This window comes from Spiroplasma sp. NBRC 100390 (assembly GCF_001886495.1).
In the GTDB taxonomy this organism is placed as follows: domain Bacteria; phylum Bacillota_I; class Bacilli_A; order Mycoplasmatales; family Mycoplasmataceae; genus Spiroplasma.
This window is the reverse complement of the sequence record NZ_CP018022.1, coordinates 547,435-565,685: the sequence shown is the minus strand read 5'-3', so window position 1 is coordinate 565,685 and position 18,251 is coordinate 547,435. Positions and strand designations below refer to the sequence as shown.

Annotated in this window: 14 protein-coding genes and 1 pseudogene; 1 reads left to right on the top strand and 14 read right to left on the bottom strand. The window is 27.0% G+C overall.

Going from position 1 to position 18,251, the window contains the following annotated elements:
- Positions 1-381: 381 nt before the first annotated feature.
- Both S100390_RS02550 and S100390_RS02545 read right to left on the bottom strand, forming a co-directional pair.
- Positions 382-951 carry a hypothetical protein gene (locus S100390_RS02550; RefSeq protein WP_070406725.1) on the bottom strand — a complete coding sequence of 190 codons (570 nt, stop codon included), beginning with the start codon at positions 949-951 and terminating at the stop codon, positions 382-384.
- Positions 952-1,349: 398 nt separating this feature from the next.
- A complete protein-coding gene (locus S100390_RS02545; protein WP_070406724.1) occupies positions 1,350-2,783 on the bottom strand; it encodes a M60 family metallopeptidase in 1,434 nt (477 codons plus the stop codon).
- Between the two features lie 308 nt (positions 2,784-3,091).
- On the opposite strand from S100390_RS02545, the gene S100390_RS02540 reads away from it, so the two are divergent.
- A complete protein-coding gene (locus S100390_RS02540; protein ID WP_070406723.1) occupies positions 3,092-3,619 on the top strand; it encodes a GNAT family N-acetyltransferase in 528 nt (175 codons plus the stop codon).
- Positions 3,620-3,739: 120 nt separating this feature from the next.
- Here S100390_RS02540 and S100390_RS02535 read toward each other — a convergent pair whose 3' ends face one another.
- From S100390_RS02535 to S100390_RS02470, 12 genes and pseudogenes are all read right to left on the bottom strand, one after another.
- Positions 3,740-4,633 carry a Cof-type HAD-IIB family hydrolase gene (locus S100390_RS02535; protein ID WP_070406722.1) on the bottom strand — a complete coding sequence of 298 codons (894 nt, stop codon included), beginning with the start codon at positions 4,631-4,633 and terminating at the stop codon, positions 3,740-3,742.
- A gap of 42 nt (positions 4,634-4,675) precedes the next feature.
- Positions 4,676-5,752, bottom strand: a complete 1,077-nt coding sequence (yqeH, locus tag S100390_RS02530; protein ID WP_070406721.1) for a ribosome biogenesis GTPase YqeH — start codon at positions 5,750-5,752, stop codon at positions 4,676-4,678.
- A complete protein-coding gene (locus S100390_RS02525) occupies positions 5,739-6,335 on the bottom strand; it encodes a YqeG family HAD IIIA-type phosphatase (RefSeq protein WP_070406720.1) in 597 nt (198 codons plus the stop codon). The genes yqeH and S100390_RS02525 overlap by 14 nt, the downstream gene beginning before the upstream one ends.
- 91 nt (positions 6,336-6,426) lie before the next feature.
- A complete protein-coding gene (locus S100390_RS02520; protein ID WP_070406719.1) occupies positions 6,427-8,403 on the bottom strand; it encodes an MOLPALP family lipoprotein in 1,977 nt (658 codons plus the stop codon).
- 1 nt (position 8,404) lies between these two features.
- Positions 8,405-9,520 carry an SGNH/GDSL hydrolase family protein gene (locus S100390_RS02515; RefSeq protein ID WP_070406718.1) on the bottom strand — a complete coding sequence of 372 codons (1,116 nt, stop codon included), beginning with the start codon at positions 9,518-9,520 and terminating at the stop codon, positions 8,405-8,407.
- Positions 9,521-10,441 carry a hypothetical protein gene (locus S100390_RS02510; protein WP_070406717.1) on the bottom strand — a complete coding sequence of 307 codons (921 nt, stop codon included), beginning with the start codon at positions 10,439-10,441 and terminating at the stop codon, positions 9,521-9,523.
- A gap of 118 nt (positions 10,442-10,559) precedes the next feature.
- On the bottom strand, positions 10,560-11,060 hold the full coding sequence (locus S100390_RS02505; RefSeq protein ID WP_070406716.1) for a hypothetical protein: 501 nt from the start codon (positions 11,058-11,060) through the stop codon (positions 10,560-10,562).
- Between the two features lie 256 nt (positions 11,061-11,316).
- Positions 11,317-11,985, bottom strand: coding sequence for a ribulose-phosphate 3-epimerase (locus S100390_RS02500; RefSeq protein WP_070406715.1), 669 nt, complete (start codon positions 11,983-11,985; stop codon positions 11,317-11,319).
- Positions 11,978-13,595: pseudogene (locus tag S100390_RS05670) on the bottom strand (PTS transporter subunit IIC). The gene S100390_RS02500 and the pseudogene S100390_RS05670 overlap by 8 nt, the downstream one beginning before the upstream one ends.
- Positions 13,596-13,609: 14 nt before the next feature.
- The gene (locus S100390_RS02480; RefSeq protein ID WP_070406712.1) at positions 13,610-14,059 is read right to left on the bottom strand and encodes a PTS sugar transporter subunit IIA; all 450 of its coding nucleotides are present in this window, start codon (positions 14,057-14,059) and stop codon (positions 13,610-13,612) included.
- 369 nt (positions 14,060-14,428) lie between these two features.
- Positions 14,429-15,463, bottom strand: coding sequence for an acyltransferase family protein (locus S100390_RS02475; RefSeq protein ID WP_070406711.1), 1,035 nt, complete (start codon positions 15,461-15,463; stop codon positions 14,429-14,431).
- Positions 15,464-15,474: 11 nt separating this feature from the next.
- Positions 15,475-18,249, bottom strand: coding sequence for a hypothetical protein (locus S100390_RS02470; protein ID WP_070406710.1), 2,775 nt, complete (start codon positions 18,247-18,249; stop codon positions 15,475-15,477).
- Positions 18,250-18,251 lie beyond the last annotated feature (2 nt).

Below are 18,251 nucleotides of genomic sequence, written 5' to 3'. Positions count from 1 at the left end.
TGTTGTTGCTGATAAATCGACTTCTGCATATTCTGCTCCAGTATTATTTTTGAAAATATCATATGTATAATCTGTTGATAACACTGTAGTAACAATTTTTTTTAAAACATTTAAGACCCAATAAAATGCTTGTAAAATATGTGTTTTTGAACAACCACTTACTTTATTCAATCTCTATACTTAATTCTGTTGAATATACAAATAAATTATTACGACAGTAATTTCCAAAACATAGTAATTTAAATGAATATGATAATAAAGAAATTGAATTAGCAACTATCTCATTAAATAACAGACCAAGAAAAAAATAGGATTCAAATTTCCTAATTTTATATTTAAAGATTTATAAGTGTTGCACTTCATTTGACAAAGTAACCTTTATTAAGAATAAAAGATATCTTTTAATTTTTTAGAATTGCCTTTTACATCACCAGTAATTTTAACACCAAGTCCGGCTCAATACAAATTATGTTTTTCTCCATTTGTGCCATCAACTAAATGATTAGAAGTAATATAATCAAAAAAGTCTAATTTCACATTTGTCATTTTTTCAAAATATTTTTCCAGTTCTTGTAAAGGATTATTATCTCCAGTATTTATTACAGCTTTAAAATTATCAATTGAAGTAATATCATTTTTATCTGTGAAAAAAAATAATCGATTATTATTTTTCATGTTTAGGTCTGATACAGTTAGAATTGGCATCACCATTAAAAATAAATCATCTTTTATAATACCCAAATCAGGATTTTTAGGACCTAACCATAATTCTAAAATCTCAATCTGTGATTTTACAGATCCATCTCCTTCTTTAAACACAAACCCCTTTGAAGAAACATCATATTTGACCTTATCTAAAAGATTGTTAACTGATGCAGCAATTGCTTTTTCTGGTGATGCTTCTTCTTCATTTGTTTGTTGTCTACATCCAACAATATTACTAACTGGCATTGATGTTAGTGTAAGTATACTAAAAAAGTTAATAATTTCTTCATTTATAGACCCTCTTTCATAATTAGATTATTTTATAATCTATGTTTTTAATCTTAACAGAAAAGGAAAAAAGCATGGGTAAAAAATTTAATAGGCATATTTTATCAAGTAATTTGCAAACTATTTGATAAAATATGCAAAAAATTATTTATTTATAAATTGTAAATACAAGTAAAAACAAATCTCTTAATTTAATAACAGTTTTTGAATTTAGTGAAGATTAAACCGACAAAATTTGTTTCTTTTTCGGTTCATTTAACTTTTACCAATTAATTCTTGCTGTTAAATAAAAAAGAGAATATCATATCACTGATATTCTCATAAATAATTACTTGAATTATTTGTTATCTTAAAATTTAAATTTCTTCTTGAACAATTGGATTCTCTTCTGTTGATGGATCAACAATGTTATTTCAAATTTCTTTTGTTAAAGGTTTTAAATCTTTAATTATATTTAAAGTATCATCAGTTACTCATAATCCTCATTTTGTAAAGAATGGTGCTAAATTATAACCTGTTACTTGTGAAGTTAATTTAATAAATCCTTGTACTTTTTTATCATCATTATCAAAGCGAGGATCTGCATCAGGATCTTGACCATTATTTATTTTACGATATTTTTGATTTACTATAGTATAAAAATTATTACCAAATGCCATATTTAATTGTCAAAACATTGACACTTTAGTTCATGTATTATCTCCATAATCTTCTTTCATATCTAAGAAATGTTTATCCTGATCAGGTTGATTCAAATATTTTGTTACAACATCTCGAAATTCAAAAACTTTTGGTTTAACTCTTAAAGATTGTTGAACATAAACTTTACTAACTTCAGCTCGAGTTTCACCAGTATTTGAAAAGGTATATTGTGCCGCTGTATAAGTGTGAGCACTTTCGTGTCATAATGCTCCTTGGTCTCTGGTTTGATGAAATAAATCATCACCAGCATTAGTGCTATTAGGAAACATAACACGTCCATCTGTGGCATTAGCATAACCAGCACCATCATCAGCATTGGCAATATGAATGTATTGAGAATATTTATGATTAATATCTGTAGCTTCTTCACTTAAACCTCAAAATTTATTTGTCATATTTCATCCATGATCCCAGTTGTTTAAAAATGCATCTCATCAACCCGATTCTTTAGGACCATTAATTATTTTTTTTATTATATCTGTTTGCATTGTTGCAAAATAATGTTTTGAAACAAACTCCACAAAAGGAGAATTTGTTGTTTTAGTTTCTTTTTCAAATTCTTTTTCATTTGTTTCATTTACTTTAAAAGTTGGGATTTTGATAACATCCTCTGGATTATCTCCTGCTACATTAACTATTTGTAAATTAGTTTGATTGTTATCAGCAACATAAAGAACCCCAGAATTTTTGGTTATAAATGAAATTTCTTGACTATTAGATGATATTTGATATTCTGAGAAAGTATTATCATCTTGTTGTAACATAGCATTTGCATATTTTCCTCATTGACCAATTGATAATTTAACATTTTTTGCTTCATCATCAGTAACTCTACGATTTAAAATAATTTTGTATCTTGAATCTTTCTTTAAAAAATATCCGGTTGGTTTAAATTCAGAATGTCGTAAATTTCGATTTTCACGCTTTCTAATTTCATCACTTGTTAATAATTCATTTTTTTGTTTTATTATTGTTGATTGTTTATAACTTGCTTCATTATTAGTGTCAAATATTTTGCAACTAACTAAACTTGGCATACTAGTTCCTGTTATTGTTAAGGCGCTTAATAAACTGAATAATTTTTTCATTATTTTTTCTTCCTTTCTGAAATTATTATTATTGTCATAATTTGTAATTTAATAAAGTGTTAGTTAGCAATATATGGTGCTATCATAACAAAGATAAAATATCTTTGTAGAAGCATTATAACATAATTTCTTATTTTATTTCATTAATGTAAAACTAATTCCAGGGTGAACCATATGGTTTAAACTTTACCCTCAAAAACGAACTTTTTAATATTCTGCTTTGCAAAAACAAATTAAATAAAAAAATTATAAAAGATTTAAAAACATTTTATAATTAATGTAAGTTAAAAAAGGATTGGTCACAAATTATGATTAAATTTATTCACTTGAAAAATAAAACATCACATTATCTAAAACTTAAAAAATGATTAAATGAACCTGAAATTTTAAAATTTTATGAGGGCGAAGATACAAATTTTACATATCATAAAATTAAAACTAAATTTAAAGCAAAAATAGTAGATAAAAATATTACTGCATTATGTATTGCTTTAGAAAATAAAAAAATTGGATACTTACAATTTTATCAATTAGATCAAAAGACCAAAAATATTCTAAATTATAATAGAGCATCATTAGTAATTGGTTTTGATTTATTTTTATCAAAAAAATATCAAAACCAAGGATTAGGGAAAAAAGTAATTCTCTCATTTATTGAATATTTATTCCTTAATAATATAGTTTATAACAAACTAATTGTTGATCCGCTCTCGAAAAATATAATAGCAATTAAATGTTATAAAGCTTGTAATTTTGCCCCCATAAAGTTGATTAAAAATTATCAACTACATAATGGCATTCTTGAAGACACTCTCTTTTTGGAATTGCAAAAATAACTTCAATTATAAATTACTCATACTATTATTAAAATCTTTTCTTTTTAAAAAATTGCTTAATTTTATTTAACATTTTCTATTAATTCTTACTAAATAAACATTAAACAAAATAAAAAATGTTTATTTAAAAACATTTTTAACCTGCGGTAAAAACTCAGCAATTTGATCCTTTGTTAAAACTTCGGTAAAAAGATGTTCTCTAACACCATTATCATCAACAGAAACTGTTGTTGCATTAGCAATTTTTTTTAATTCTAAGATACTATTCCCCATTGCCACTGTATAACCAACACTTTTAGCAAGTTCAAGGTCATTATAATTATCACCATAAAAGATAAATTGATGTGGATCATACCCTTTTAATTCACATAATTTCTTAAAAGAATTTCCTTTATTAATATCTAAAGATTGAATATCAAATAAGTCCTTTTGTGAAAATACTCCTTCAACTTGATCTTTAAATGGTTCATTAATAGCTTGAACACGGTCTAATTCAGCCTGCGAAGTAAAGGGAAACAAAATCTTTAAAGCTTGAATATCATTATTTTTTAATAATGTCAGATAATTTGTTTCAGTATCTAATGGAATTCGATAACTCTCATCAATTAATTGTTCATTATATTTCATCATCAAAGCAATTCGTTTTGAATGCGGATGACCATAAATCATATTTGCAGTATAAACAATATGATCAATATCATGTTCTAATGCTTTCATAATAATTTCAATTGCTAAATCTTGTGGTAAGGTTTGTTGGTATAAGACTTCATTACTAATAGGGTCTCGAATTAAAGCACCATTACAAGAAATAATTGGTGTCTTGACTTTTAACTTTGCAAAATACTCTTTAGCCATTAAATCTAACCGTCCTGATGCCAAAAACAAATGATAATCACTCACTAACTGATATGTTTGTAAAGCTTCATAAGTTTCGTCGTTAATTGCATAACCTTCATTGGCTATTGTTCCATCTAAATCAGTAATAACATAAGGATATTTTTTAAAAAGATTCATATAACCTTCTTCCTTTCTAACTATCTACCTTTAATTATAAAACTAAATAAACCGTTTTCGTAAATTAATTTTAATGTTTTGATTTGTTCCAACCATTATTTCTTGTCCTGGGCTACCTTTAAAAGTAATTCACCCTAATCCGGCAATCAATAACGAATAGTCCCCGGGTTCTTCAATAATGATTGTTTGTTCTCTTCACAGATGATAATCTTTTAATCTTAAAGAGGCTTGCATTAAATGCTGATTAAAATAATGGTCTTTATTTATTAATTTTGTGCGATGTAACTTAATATTATTATTTTTATAAAAATGAAAACTTGTTTTTAATCCTTTTAAAAAAGAAAAACTTGCTAAGCCTTCATAAAAAATTGTTTGCTCAGAATCTAATTGAAATGTAATCGGTTTTATTAATTTATTAGTAATCATTTTTTTGTCATTATGGTCTAAATAAGAAATAATGGTATGGTTATTAACAATTCCTGGAGTATCATAAATTTTATGTCTTGTTCCTAATTTAACCTCAATATTACCAAGCGTTGTTGAAACATTATTCGAAACTGTTATTTTTTGTTGGTAATTGGTTAATTTAATTAAACTATTTAGTAAAGTACTCTTCCCCGTATTTGAACTACCAACAAAAACAATATCCTCACTTTGATGTTTTATATAGCGATATAATTCATCTAATGAATAATTTTTTAAAGCACTAACTAAAATAATATTTTCAATCCTTGGCAATAAAACCGAATTAGTAAAAAGTTCTTCAACAAAAGTAAGAATTTTATTATTACTAATTAACTTTTGAATTAAATCAATTTTGTTAATAATTAATGTTACCTTATTATTTTGTAAGATTTGCTCTAATTCTAAATTTCGTGAACCATCTAAATCATAGACATCTAAAACATAGAAATAATGGTATGTTAAATCATAGTTATTATTAAGATTTGCTAAAAAATCAGTTTCATTTAAATCATAATCAATTAATTCATTATAATGCGTTAAACGAAAACAACGATAGCAATAATCCTGTGTTAAATTTTCAACATAACCAATTTGTCCTTGCTTAGTATTTTGCAAAATAGCACCACAACCCTGACATTTCTTATAAGATATCATAATCTAACCCATATTCTCCTTCATCAAAGAATCCTTTATGTAAAATGTTTTTTTGTGCTAATCGTTTGTAAACTAAACTTTCTAATAAACGAATAAAGCGATTTGACTCATCAACACCAGTTACAGGAACAACCAAAATACTTTCCATATGCGCACGGTTTGCAAACAAAACATCAGTAATTAACTGATCACCAACCATAATCATTTCGTGAGGATTAACATTAAATTGTCGTGAAATAATTCGAAAATATTTTAATAATGGTTTTTTAGCATTCCAATAATAATGTTCAATTCCTGCTTTTAACGCAAATCGTTCTACTCGTTTACGGGCATTATTTGAAACTAGCACAAATGTCATTCCCAAGTCTTGTACCTTTTGAATTAAATTTAAATTATCTGCATTTGGAATACCACGATAAAATGGTGTTAAGGTGTTATCCAAATCACAAATAAAAACTTTAATCCCATGTTTTTTTAATGATTCAAGATTAATCTTATTAACATTTTGAACATAAATTGACGGTTTAAAATAATTTAATAATAAGTTACGATTCTTTTTTTTTCCAAAAATTTTTTTAGCCATTATTAAAAACCCTCACTTCTTTCTTTTATCATTATACCAAATTCAATAAAAAAGTTATTCTTTTCCTTTAAAGAATAACTTTTTAAATGTTTTAATTCATTGTAATTTCATTGATAAGATACTTATCATGTTGCAATTTAACAACAATCTTAATAATCTTATTATTAATTTCATATTCAAAAACATTGTCAACTGTTTGTGATAATACCCCTACTTGTAAAGCATCAAATGTTTGTTGGATTATTGCTGCTAATTTTTGTTGATTAACATTAAAATCATCAATATATTTATTTATTACTTTAAATGCTTCTTTAATTCCCATAATGTTTTCTAAAATACCTTTTAAATAAGATAATGGTGTTTTATCAACAATTACGTTGTTCTTAAATCCTAAAATGGCAAAAAACTCATCTGGATTTAACAAGGCATCTTTTAAGAGATAGGAATTATTGGTTGTTGGGGTTAAAAAACTATCAAATAGCTGATAAACATCTTGAGCATTAATAAAGGTTGGTGTGGTAATTGTTTGATTTAAATCTGTCACAACCTCAACTATACTTTTTTCGCCAATAATATTTGTAAACTGATTTGCTGGCATTCAGTTTTGCAACGGGTCATTTAACATTGCTTTTAAGTTTTTAACATTAGTTAACGGTGAATCTGGTAATAACATTTTGAAAATATCACCTAAAATGTCACCTTGATATAATGCTGTAAATAAATCTTTAATTACAACAGGATCAGTTTTGATTTTGTCAATCACTGGTTTAATACTCTCTGGAAGATTGTCGGCTATTAACTTATTGTTTAAAAACGCCACCATATCATCTAACGTTTCTTTTGCTGAAATAGTATTGATCAAATCTCATACGACATTACCAAGATAAACTTTAATAGAACCAAGTATTTCAAGCGGCATATATTTATTAATTAAAACTTTTCCAATTGCTGATAGTCCCGATGGAGTCAAATCTTCCTTTGATAAAAAACCAAGATTAGCGAAAGGATTTGATTTAATCTGATGATGTTCAGAACTTTGAAATAAAATTGCAATTAAACTACGTAATCCTTCACCATTAGTACTAGTTAATCTAACTAATAAATCATTAAGAATTTTTTTAAAATCAATTTTTGAATTTAACTTATAAGTTGTTGTTCGAACAGTATTGATTTCTGCTCAAGTTGGACTTTTTGCTGAATCAAATTGATCAAGATAAGTTAAGACAATCCGAACAAACCGAATAACTTCACTAATTGCTGTTAAATTATTAAATATATTAAATTTAAAACCAATTTTACAATTCATTACATCAACAATTGTTGTTCCAAATTGATTTAACGCATCAAGATAATTTGTAGCATCTGCTTGCAGATTTTCTTTATCTTTATAATCAAATCGATCTTTTTGACCGGTTAATTCATTAACAGCATTAATAAGACCAATCACCCCTGAAGTTAAAACCTCTTGATAATTCATATTTTTATAAATTGAATCATCGAAAGCATCACGAAAGGCAAGTAACGTATTTTGATTTAATAAATCATTTGCAAATCTTAAGATTGTTGGTGATAAAAACTCTGACAATAAGTTTCCATCAACAACTAATGATAAAACCCCCGCTAAACCTTGTTTCGCAATCATATCTAAAACTGTTGATCCCAATGATGCAATTTGATTGATTGTGCTATTTGCACTCTCAGGTTTAACAGTATTTGTTAAAACTAAGTTAGTTGTTAAATCATTTTTTAAATAACTTTCATCATAATAACGGTTAAACAATTCAGCATAACGATTATAGTCATGGAGATTTTCAATTTCATCAGGTTGTTGTGGTAAATCTTTTAAATACATTGGTTGAACAAAATTATTCATTAAGTAATTAAGATCATACTTATTTTCATTACTAATATAAGCAACTTTAGCAATTTGACTATTTAAAGCTAACAAACTAGTTTGTGAATGATAAACATTTGAATTAATAATTTCATCATTTGTACAAGCAACAACTGGCACCGTTGAAGTTGTTAATAACGAAATGGTCCCTAAATATGCTAATAACTTCTTCATCTTATGTTCACACCTTTACCATCGCATAATAATGTTCCATTGCTAACTGGTGAACTTCACGAGTTGGATGAACATCATCAAAAAAGAAATAATTATTAATATTTGCATCCGCGGGGATATTAACATTTCGTTTCGCATTCAAAAGACCTGTTGCTAAAATATTCATAAAATCCATATCTAAGGTATTAAAATTAACCTTAAGTTCTGCTTGTGCCTGCTTAGCTTTAAATTCTTCCATTAAAACTGGTAAATTATCATAAAATCCTCATTCACGAACAGCATGATCATAATAGCGATTAGCTACTTCAATCACATTCTTAACCCGGAAATGAAATTCTGTTGAAAGATCATTTGCCCGTTGTTTTAGTTTAGGAGCACTATTAACATATCGTGGTACTAAACTAACGTTTGGCGCATCAGAAAAAATAATTTTTCGAATCCCATTATTTAATAAAGTAAATAAGGCTTCTTGAACTCGTTCAACACTTTGTTCCATTAATGCTAACTCTGTTTGGGGATCAGTAGTATCAACTAATTGAAATAAATCATTCCCACCAATTTCCATAAAAACTAAGTCAGTTCCACGTAATTTATGTTGACTAACTAGAGCTTGAGCCTGTTTTTCAATCGTAACTTTATTTAATAATATGCCTCCTGCTCCACCAACATCAGCCGCAGTAGCTCCACCAATCGCATAATTACGACCAAAGATAGAACTATTATTATTAGGAATTCCTGGTGTAATGTTTTTAAAACCTAATTTATCATTTAGTAAAACAGCAGCAGTTTTACCATTGCTAAAACTACCATATTGATAATCCTCCAAGTTGGTTTCATCATCTGTTCCTAGTTTAAAATCAACATTAAAGTTGTTTTTTACCAGTTTTTCAATGCCATGAGAATCACTCAAACTATCTCCTAAAACATAATAATTTGTAAATTGTAAATTATTTTCTGCATCATCAACCGCTTTGGATGTATCAATATTTTTGCCAATCAATAATAATGCATCATCTGGATCAAGATGACGATCTTGGACAATTGTACAACTAATTACGGTAACTGTACTGACTGTTGTTAAAGTAAAAACAGTTAACAATGTAAAAATTTTTTTCATTTATATTTTCTCCTTTTTTAATTTAATAATGATAATCACAAGTACTGGTAATATTGCAGCTAGTAAAAATGGTCACATTAAAATAAAAACAGTTCCGGTTCTTGTTGTATCTAAAGCACTAACAAAATTTGGATGATACAAATCATTAACCGTAATCGGAGCAATAATATCTTTTTCTGTTAATGCAGTATTAACAAAAATAGTATCACCTCCCAGTGCTGTCATTCCATATGCTAAATTTTTTAATTGCATATTTAAAAATCACACTTTATTATTAACAAGATATGTTCCAATTGATTTATGAACAACTAGACCATTAATATCAGGTCCCGTACTATCAATCATTTGATTATAATTATTTTGATTATTAATTGTTTGTTGAACAAGCGCGTGGTGTTGTAAAGCAGAACTAAACATTTGGTTAATTCCTCCGCTTTTAAACATTCACTGAATTCCTGTATTAACATAACCATAAGAATGAAACTTAACAGCTACACTCTTATCAAATTCAATTAAATCAAGTCCAACATCATATAAGTCAATATTTTCTCGATTATTGATTGTTGTTCCCCACTGATTATTAAATCAATTATCAGCAAAAGCTAAATACTCTTTTTTAATTGCTTCATTTTGGTTTGAATTTTCATAAAAATTTAACGACGATAAAATATCCGCTTCATAAGATGATTTTAAAACGGTATTAACAAGTGTATTATAAATTTGAATTTTACTATTTATAACAAACTTTCCTTGGGGAAAGGCACGTTGAATTTGTGTTTTTAAACTATTAATAAATTTTAAAGATTCTAATCCCATTCCTGGAACTGTTAAACCAATTCCTAATATTAAAAAAATGCTAAGAATTCCAGTTAAAATTCCTAGTCAGATAAATTTTATTTTCTTTGAAAGATTACTTAACATTTTACTTTTCCTTCTCATTTTATATAATTATTTTTTAAAAATAAAATAGACCCATTAAATTTAGTTATCATAATTATAACCAAATAATTATCAAAAGAAAGTAGTTTCGAAAATAAAATTATGTCAATTTAATTCCTTTACGAAAATAGCCCATTGCCACACCAACAAAAGCACATGAAACACTATCAAAACAAACGGAAGTTATTGTTGCTCATCATGATGTATATTCATTTAAACAACTTGGAAATAATGTTATAAAACTAGTAATCCCAAAAATTAATCCAACAATCCCAAACATAAAACTTCAAAAATCGCAATAAAACGAATAACGCTCACATTTTAATACTTCTGGTTTATCATCACGATCTTCATTTTTGGTCCTTTTATATAATTTTACCCCATAATAATAAGCAAACATTGCACTTGAAACACTTAAAATATCACAACAAATTGTTGTGGCAGTTAAAGCGAATGACTGACGATCACGAACAGTACTATCCATACTTCAAAATGTTTCCAACGCTAAAACACTTAATATTCCAAAAGTAACACCTAAGAATCCAAAGATAAAACTTAAAATATCTGCTAATATAATTGATTTCTTTAATTGCTGTAGCATCATAGTCCTCATATATTTTTCTATCTAATTTGATAAATACAAAATATATTTTACTCTTTTTTTAGAAAAAGTAAATTGTAAAAACCATACTAATGAAAAAACCTTATAGTATGATTACTAATTAATAATATTGGTCAGTCTGTTTAAAAGGCTTATTTTAATGATCATCATTGTCGTTATTAACCACTTCTTTTATTTAGACTTCATCCCATCTTTAAGTTTTAGATTAAAAAATAGGATTAATATTAATCCTATTTTACAAAAGTTTTAATTTATTAATTTTATTAATAACAGTTTGATATTCTTCTTCATCAAATAATAAAGAACCTACAACAATTAAATCAACATCATTTAGAATTAGTTGCTGAATATTATTTCATCGTACTCCCCCATCGATTTGAAATAATAAATGCGGATGTTGTTGTTTTAACATTTTAATTTTACTAATCTTTTTTCATGTTATTGGTTCAAACCTCTGACCAGTAAAACCCGGCTTGATTGCCATTATGGTAATTAAATCAATTATTGGTAACAAATCATTAATTTCAAAAATATCATTTTGTAAATCTAAGGCAATCCCTACTTTGTTTTGTTGTTGCTTAATAATAGTAATTAATTCATTAGCTTCTTGTTTATTTTTAACACTTTTTCAATGAAAAGTAATATAATCAGCTTCCACAAACAAAGAAATTTTATTAACTAAATTAATACCCATAAGATGAACATCAATCGTTAAATTTGAATAATGTTTTTTAATATCACTAAGTATTTTTGGTCCTAAAGCATAATTTTGCACAAAAATACCATCCATAACATCAAAATGAATTCAATTAATCCCAACAGTTTGCAATTTTTTAATTTCTGTTTGAAGATTAGCTGTATCTGCACAATAGATTGAAGGTGTTAATAAAAACTTTCTATTCATAATCTTCCAAAAATTTAATTAACTTAGATTTTAATTCATCTTTATTCAATAAATTATCTAAAACAATTTTAGGTTCATAATGAACGGAATCAACTAAATCTGAACCACAAATAACAGCAAGAATTTTTTGATCATTTGAATCAAAAGAATTAACATTTGTATGATTAACTTCAATATTGTCCAATTTTAATTCTTCAATAATATTTTTAATATTTATTTCAATTAAAAGCGATGAACCTAAACCTTGCCCACAAACAGCAACAAGTTTATTTCGTTCTGACACATTAACTGTTTTATTTAAAAATAACAAACCATTTGGAATGCTTTCTGTTGTTTCTTCGTTGATTTTTATTACAGATAAACTTTTGTTAATGTTATTTTTTTACGAGATAAAAAAGTAACTAAATTAATAATTGGAAATAATATCCAAAGCAGAACAGCAATTAATGGTAACAATCATAAACTAATTTTTCGTCCAACTAATTGTCCTAACGCCGCAATTGGCAATCCTAATAAGAAATCACTGTCTCCTCATGTTAAAACATTTAAACTACCAATAGAATTTGTTAATGTTTGCATATATTTTAGTCCAAAGAATAAGAATGGAATAAAACTCATTAAAATACCATTAATGAATGGTCCAAAAATAGCACCTAAAATCCCACCATGGGCATTACCAAAAACTTCCGCGGTTGCTCCCACAAAAAAATGGGGAATGATACTTGGAATTACAATCGCCCAACCAATAATACTTTGATCTTGAATCCCAATACTGTGAACAATCCCAATCGTAATTATCATCCCGACAATTCCACCAATAAATGATGAAATAAAGCCAATTAAGACAGCATTTTGCGCATAAGGAAACATTGTTGGACAATCCAACACTGCTTTGGCATTAGGAACTAATTTCTGTGAGATTCCTTTAAAAGAAGGAACAATTTCAGCAATAAACATTCTAACTCCAATTAGTAATACTTCAACTCCAGCGGCAAAAGTAAATGATTGTAATAGTCCTTGCACAAAAACATCTTGTCCACCACTAATGACATTGGCATTAACTAAGGCATCATAGCCTTTCGCACCCCAAGCAGTAAAGTAAATAATTAAGTATAAGAAGAACATTGTAATCGCAATGGCAATTTTAACCCCGCCAAATTTAAAACACCAGCAAACATCACTGATAAGTAAAATAAAACATGACCTGTTAAATAAATATATTTATATTGTGTAATTCGGGCTAATAAGATATTTAAGAGCATTGCACAAATCATAATTAATGACCCAGCTAAAACAATTCTTGGTAATGCATTTAAGAATAACCCCGGAATAACATCATTATTAGCAATAATTCCATTAATCCCAAATAATAAATTAAAAGCATTTCCTAGTTTGCCAACTGCTCCTGCCAAAATACCAGCACCACCACCAATAATTAAAAATCCAATTGTTGTTTTAATTGTTGCTGTAATCGTTTCAGTAAATTTTTTTCGTTGTAATAAACAACCAACAAGCGCAAATAATCCAATCAATATTGCTGGAGTTCCAATAAATTCTTTAAAAAAATTTAAAACATAATCTCCTGTACTTAAAGATAAAACATTATTCATTTTATCCCTCCTTGCTAATTATCATATTTTTGCAGTACTTTCATCAGTTCATTATTTGAATTACAAGTTTGTAGTTCGTGTAAGAATTCTTGTTGTGAAAACAATTGTGCAACAGCTTGTAGAATATTTATGTGACTAAAATTATCTTTTGCTACTAAAGCTAAACAAAAATTTACATGATAACGATCTTCTGGTTTAAAAATAATTGGATTTTTAAAATAAGTAAAACTAATGGCATTTTGCCGCATTTTTTCATTGGGAGCAGTATGCAATAGTGCTATTTTGGGTGCTATTACATAATATTGTCCAAGCTCATTTGTAATAGTAATAATTTTATTAATATATTCCTCATTAACATAACCATTATTAATTAACATTTGCGAGGCAACTTTAACCCCCTCTTCTCAGTTCTGAACAATTTGGTCGGTATATGCAACCATCTTATGGTCTGCAAATAATTTCATAAATTTCAAACCTTTCTAAAACCTTAAATCAACTTAACATATTTTTGATATGTCATAATTTAATTTATTTTTTTGTCAAAACATGGCAATTCTTTCCATCTTTTTGTAAGTTCATGTACTTTACAAATTTTTTGTAAATTAATATTAAATTTATGCAAGCGGAATTATCACTCATGTTTCGTATAATCATCTTAGGTGATTTTATGAAAAAATAATTTTAATAATGAGAAAAAATATAAAACAAAAAAACAAGTTATTTTAATAACTTGTTAATATAATTATTTTCTTCAGTAATTTAATGTTAAATTATTAAGTTTCCAATCTAATGATAAATTTTTTAAGAAAAAAGCATTTCCCTTTTTCCTTTAACTAAACTTTATTCAAAAACTTATTATCTCATCCGCGAACTAATTTGCTAATTTGTTTTCCAACTGTTTGATTATATAAATATCCAATTCCACTTCAAAAAATAAAGCCAACTGGAATTAAAATTAATCCAACAATATTTCGAATCGCAAATGATCCTGTTCAATACTGTGCTAATCAATAAATTTGTAATTTATGTAATAAATAAGTTACTAATGTTGTTTCTGCGACAACATCAATAAAATGACATTTAAATGGTACAGCAGCAAACAAACCAAATAATGCAATTGAAAATAACGTTGTTCAAACAAGACTAAATGCTGCACAGATTTTTTCAAAATCACTTTTACCTGTTGTAAAACTATAATGTGATAAAACATAACAAATTGGGATTAATAATAAGTAAACACTTAATTTTCACCATTTATAATTAGTGTAATCTGTTAAATTATAAATTTTTAACATCGCCCCAATTTGAAATCAAATAAATAATTTAACAAAACTCATATCGGTAAAATAACCAGCATAACTCATTTTTGGCATAAAACTTAAGTTAAAACTATTATTGATTTTAGTTAAAACGTTAGTTAAAACAATAATTGTTGTAAAAACAATAAATAATGTTGTTACTCAATACTTACCATTCTTATTTGTTTGGTAAAAATGAGCAATAAAAGGGGCAAACACATAAACAATAATAATTGAATAATAATATCAACTATCATCAAATGTTGTCTGAATAAAATTTTGAAAAGCCAAACTTGGGGGTAAGGAATAATTCATTCCTCCTAAACCATGGATTAATAATAATGGTAAACCATAAAGTAAAATTTGCAAATACTTGCTTCGTAAAGTATTTCCGTTAATTAAGAAATAACCAGTTAATAAGGCAAATAATGTATTATTGTTAAATAAAATTGGATAAATTGCTGCCGTAAAAACAGTATTTTTATATCAAAATGATGAAATTGTATGTTGACCAATTACAAATATAATAGCGACAAGTTTTAATAAATTTAAATTTGAATATTGTCTCATGTTTTCTCCTTTTAGGTTATTGCTAAGGGGAATTTAACTGGTAAGTAATTAGTAACCCCTTTTAACTCTGTACTATTTTTAACCGCTGTAACTTTAAAATATAATGTAATTCAACTTTTACTCATATCAACAGTTGTTACAACATCTGAAGCACTTCGTGAATTATACATTTCAAAAGTATAATCTTGGTCAGTTGCCGCTGGGTCTAAAAATTTAACCGCTGCTAAAACATTAGCCTTAATAGCATCATAAATTTCTTGATGGGTGACAGCGGTTGGGTTGATTGTTTTAATTCCTTTTGATAATGCTTCAATTGCTGTTAAGTTTATTAAATCTGTTTGTTCCTTAATTGCTGGTGGAAATTTAACAGCAATAATTTGGCTTTGATCTTTAATTAATACACTATCATCTGTTGCTCTAATCACTAAGAAAATGGTTGTTTCTACTGTCATATCAATTAACATGATTGGTTCTGTTGCTGCTTGGTCACGATAAATTTCATAAGTAAAATCTTTTGTTGTTACACTTGGGTTAATTGTTTGAACTGCTACTAAAACACTAGGATCTAACACTTGTGTGATTTCATCATGCTTTACCCCGCTTGGAATCGTTGTAATAATCCCTTGACTAGGAGCTTGAATTGTAGCAATAGTACTAATTGTTTTCTTCCCTTGTGTTGCTAAAGGAAATTTTACACTTAAATAATTGCTAATTCCTTCTCAGTGGTCTGAGGTTGACGATGCTGTAATCTTAACAAAAATAGTAATATATGATTTACTCATATCAACAGTTGTTACAACATCTGAAGCACTTCGTGAATTATAAATTTGATACGTATAGTCACTCGGAATTGTTTGGGGGTTTAATCCTGTTAAAGTTGCTAAAATTAATGGCCTAATAGTTTGAAAGATTTCTTGATATGTTACAGCGGTCGGATCAGAAGCACTAATCCCTATTGTTGGTTGTTCTAAACTTGTAATATCTATTAAAGTTGTTTTCAATCCAATTGCTGCCGGAAAATATACCACTAAGAAATCACTTTCTCCCATTAATTGATTACTTGTTTGGCTAGCAAAAACTTTTAAATATAATTTAACCCCACTTTTAATCATATTAATAGTTGTTACAATATCATTTTTATTAGGACTATTATATATTTCATAACTATAATCATTACTAATAACATCATAATTAATCTTTTGTATATCATGTAAAAGGTGATCTTTTAAACCAGATATGATTTCATCATGAGTAACCCGACTAACATCATTTGCTTTAATTCCTTCTTGTAGTGGTGTTAGCATAACTAATTTTGTCAAATTAGTTTTTTCATTCGTTGCATGCAATAACTTAACAGCAATATAATTTGTTTTTCCAATAACTACTAGACTATCATTCTTATTCTTTATTTGAACATAAATCATTAATTCTTGTGATAAATTAATCGTTGTAATTGGCGTTGTTGCTTCCAAACTATCATAAATTTCAAAAATATAATCATTTGCTGTTATTTTATGATACAACTGTAAAACAATTGGATCAATAATATGTTTTAAATTACGCATAATTTCATCATGCGAAACCTGTTTTGGATTATTTGTCATAATTGGAACTTCTTGGTCAGGGAGTACTTTAATAATGGATAAATCAATTTTTGAGCTTCCAATTGATGGAAAAGTAATTGTTAAATATCCTGTTTTCCCTTTTAAAATTAAACTATGACTATCAGCAGTAATGATAACATATAAAGTTGTTGGCTTATCACTCATATTAATAGTGTTAATTTCAGTATTAGCATCCTTTTTTTGATAAACGGTCATATCAAAATCAGCTTTGCTAACCCCTGGATTCTTTTGTTGCAACAATGTTAAAACAGGTAATCCTAAGCTATTTTTAATCTCTTCTTGGGTTACTTTTGTCGCGTCCAAAGCTCCAACTTGTTTGTTAATTGGTGGTAAAGTGGTAATTGATGCTAAATCAACAGTGCTATTAAAAACTTGATATTGTAATGGTTGAGATTGATTAATTACTGTTTTAGCATCATTCTGACCAGTAACAATAACCGTAATAAAATCACCATCTTTAATTGTTGATAAATTAATTAATTTATTTTCCTTATAATATTGAAATATTAATTCCGATGGATTAAAAGTCCCTGTTTGATCAAATTGAAATAAATATTGGATAACTGTAGCATTCAGAATCGTTGCTCATTTTTGTTGATTAGCCCCTAAATAAACCGCAGAAGAAGTTGGTTTTGTAATTTGGGCTAGATCAAAAGGAATCACTGCTTTATCACCTTGGTTAGTATTTTGTTTGTTAAAAAATGGGGCAATTAAATTAGGAATTAACGAAATAGTAACCAAAAAGATAAAGACATGTTTATAACTAAAAAAGTTTCAACATTTTACAAGAAACTGACAAAAGTTAGGATTAGTTCTTGCAAAGTATTTTATCATCATCACACTACCAACTATTAATAAAATTGGAGCAACAAATAAAGCAAACAGCAAACTAAATTTAAGAGTTCATCAATAACCAAAGTTAAAATTAGCAAATGAATTTGAACTACCATAAATAATAACATAAACAAAACCAGGGACTGGAACATATCCAGAATGATAATTATTATTTATTATTTTTAAAATTTGAAAACCATTAATTTTTGTTATGTTATTTTGCATCATAACAGTATTAATGCTGGCAAAAATGACAAAAAAGAGCACAAAAAACAGTGATAATTGTAACAGAACAAAACTAGCAATAAATTTCTTATTTTTTCACATTA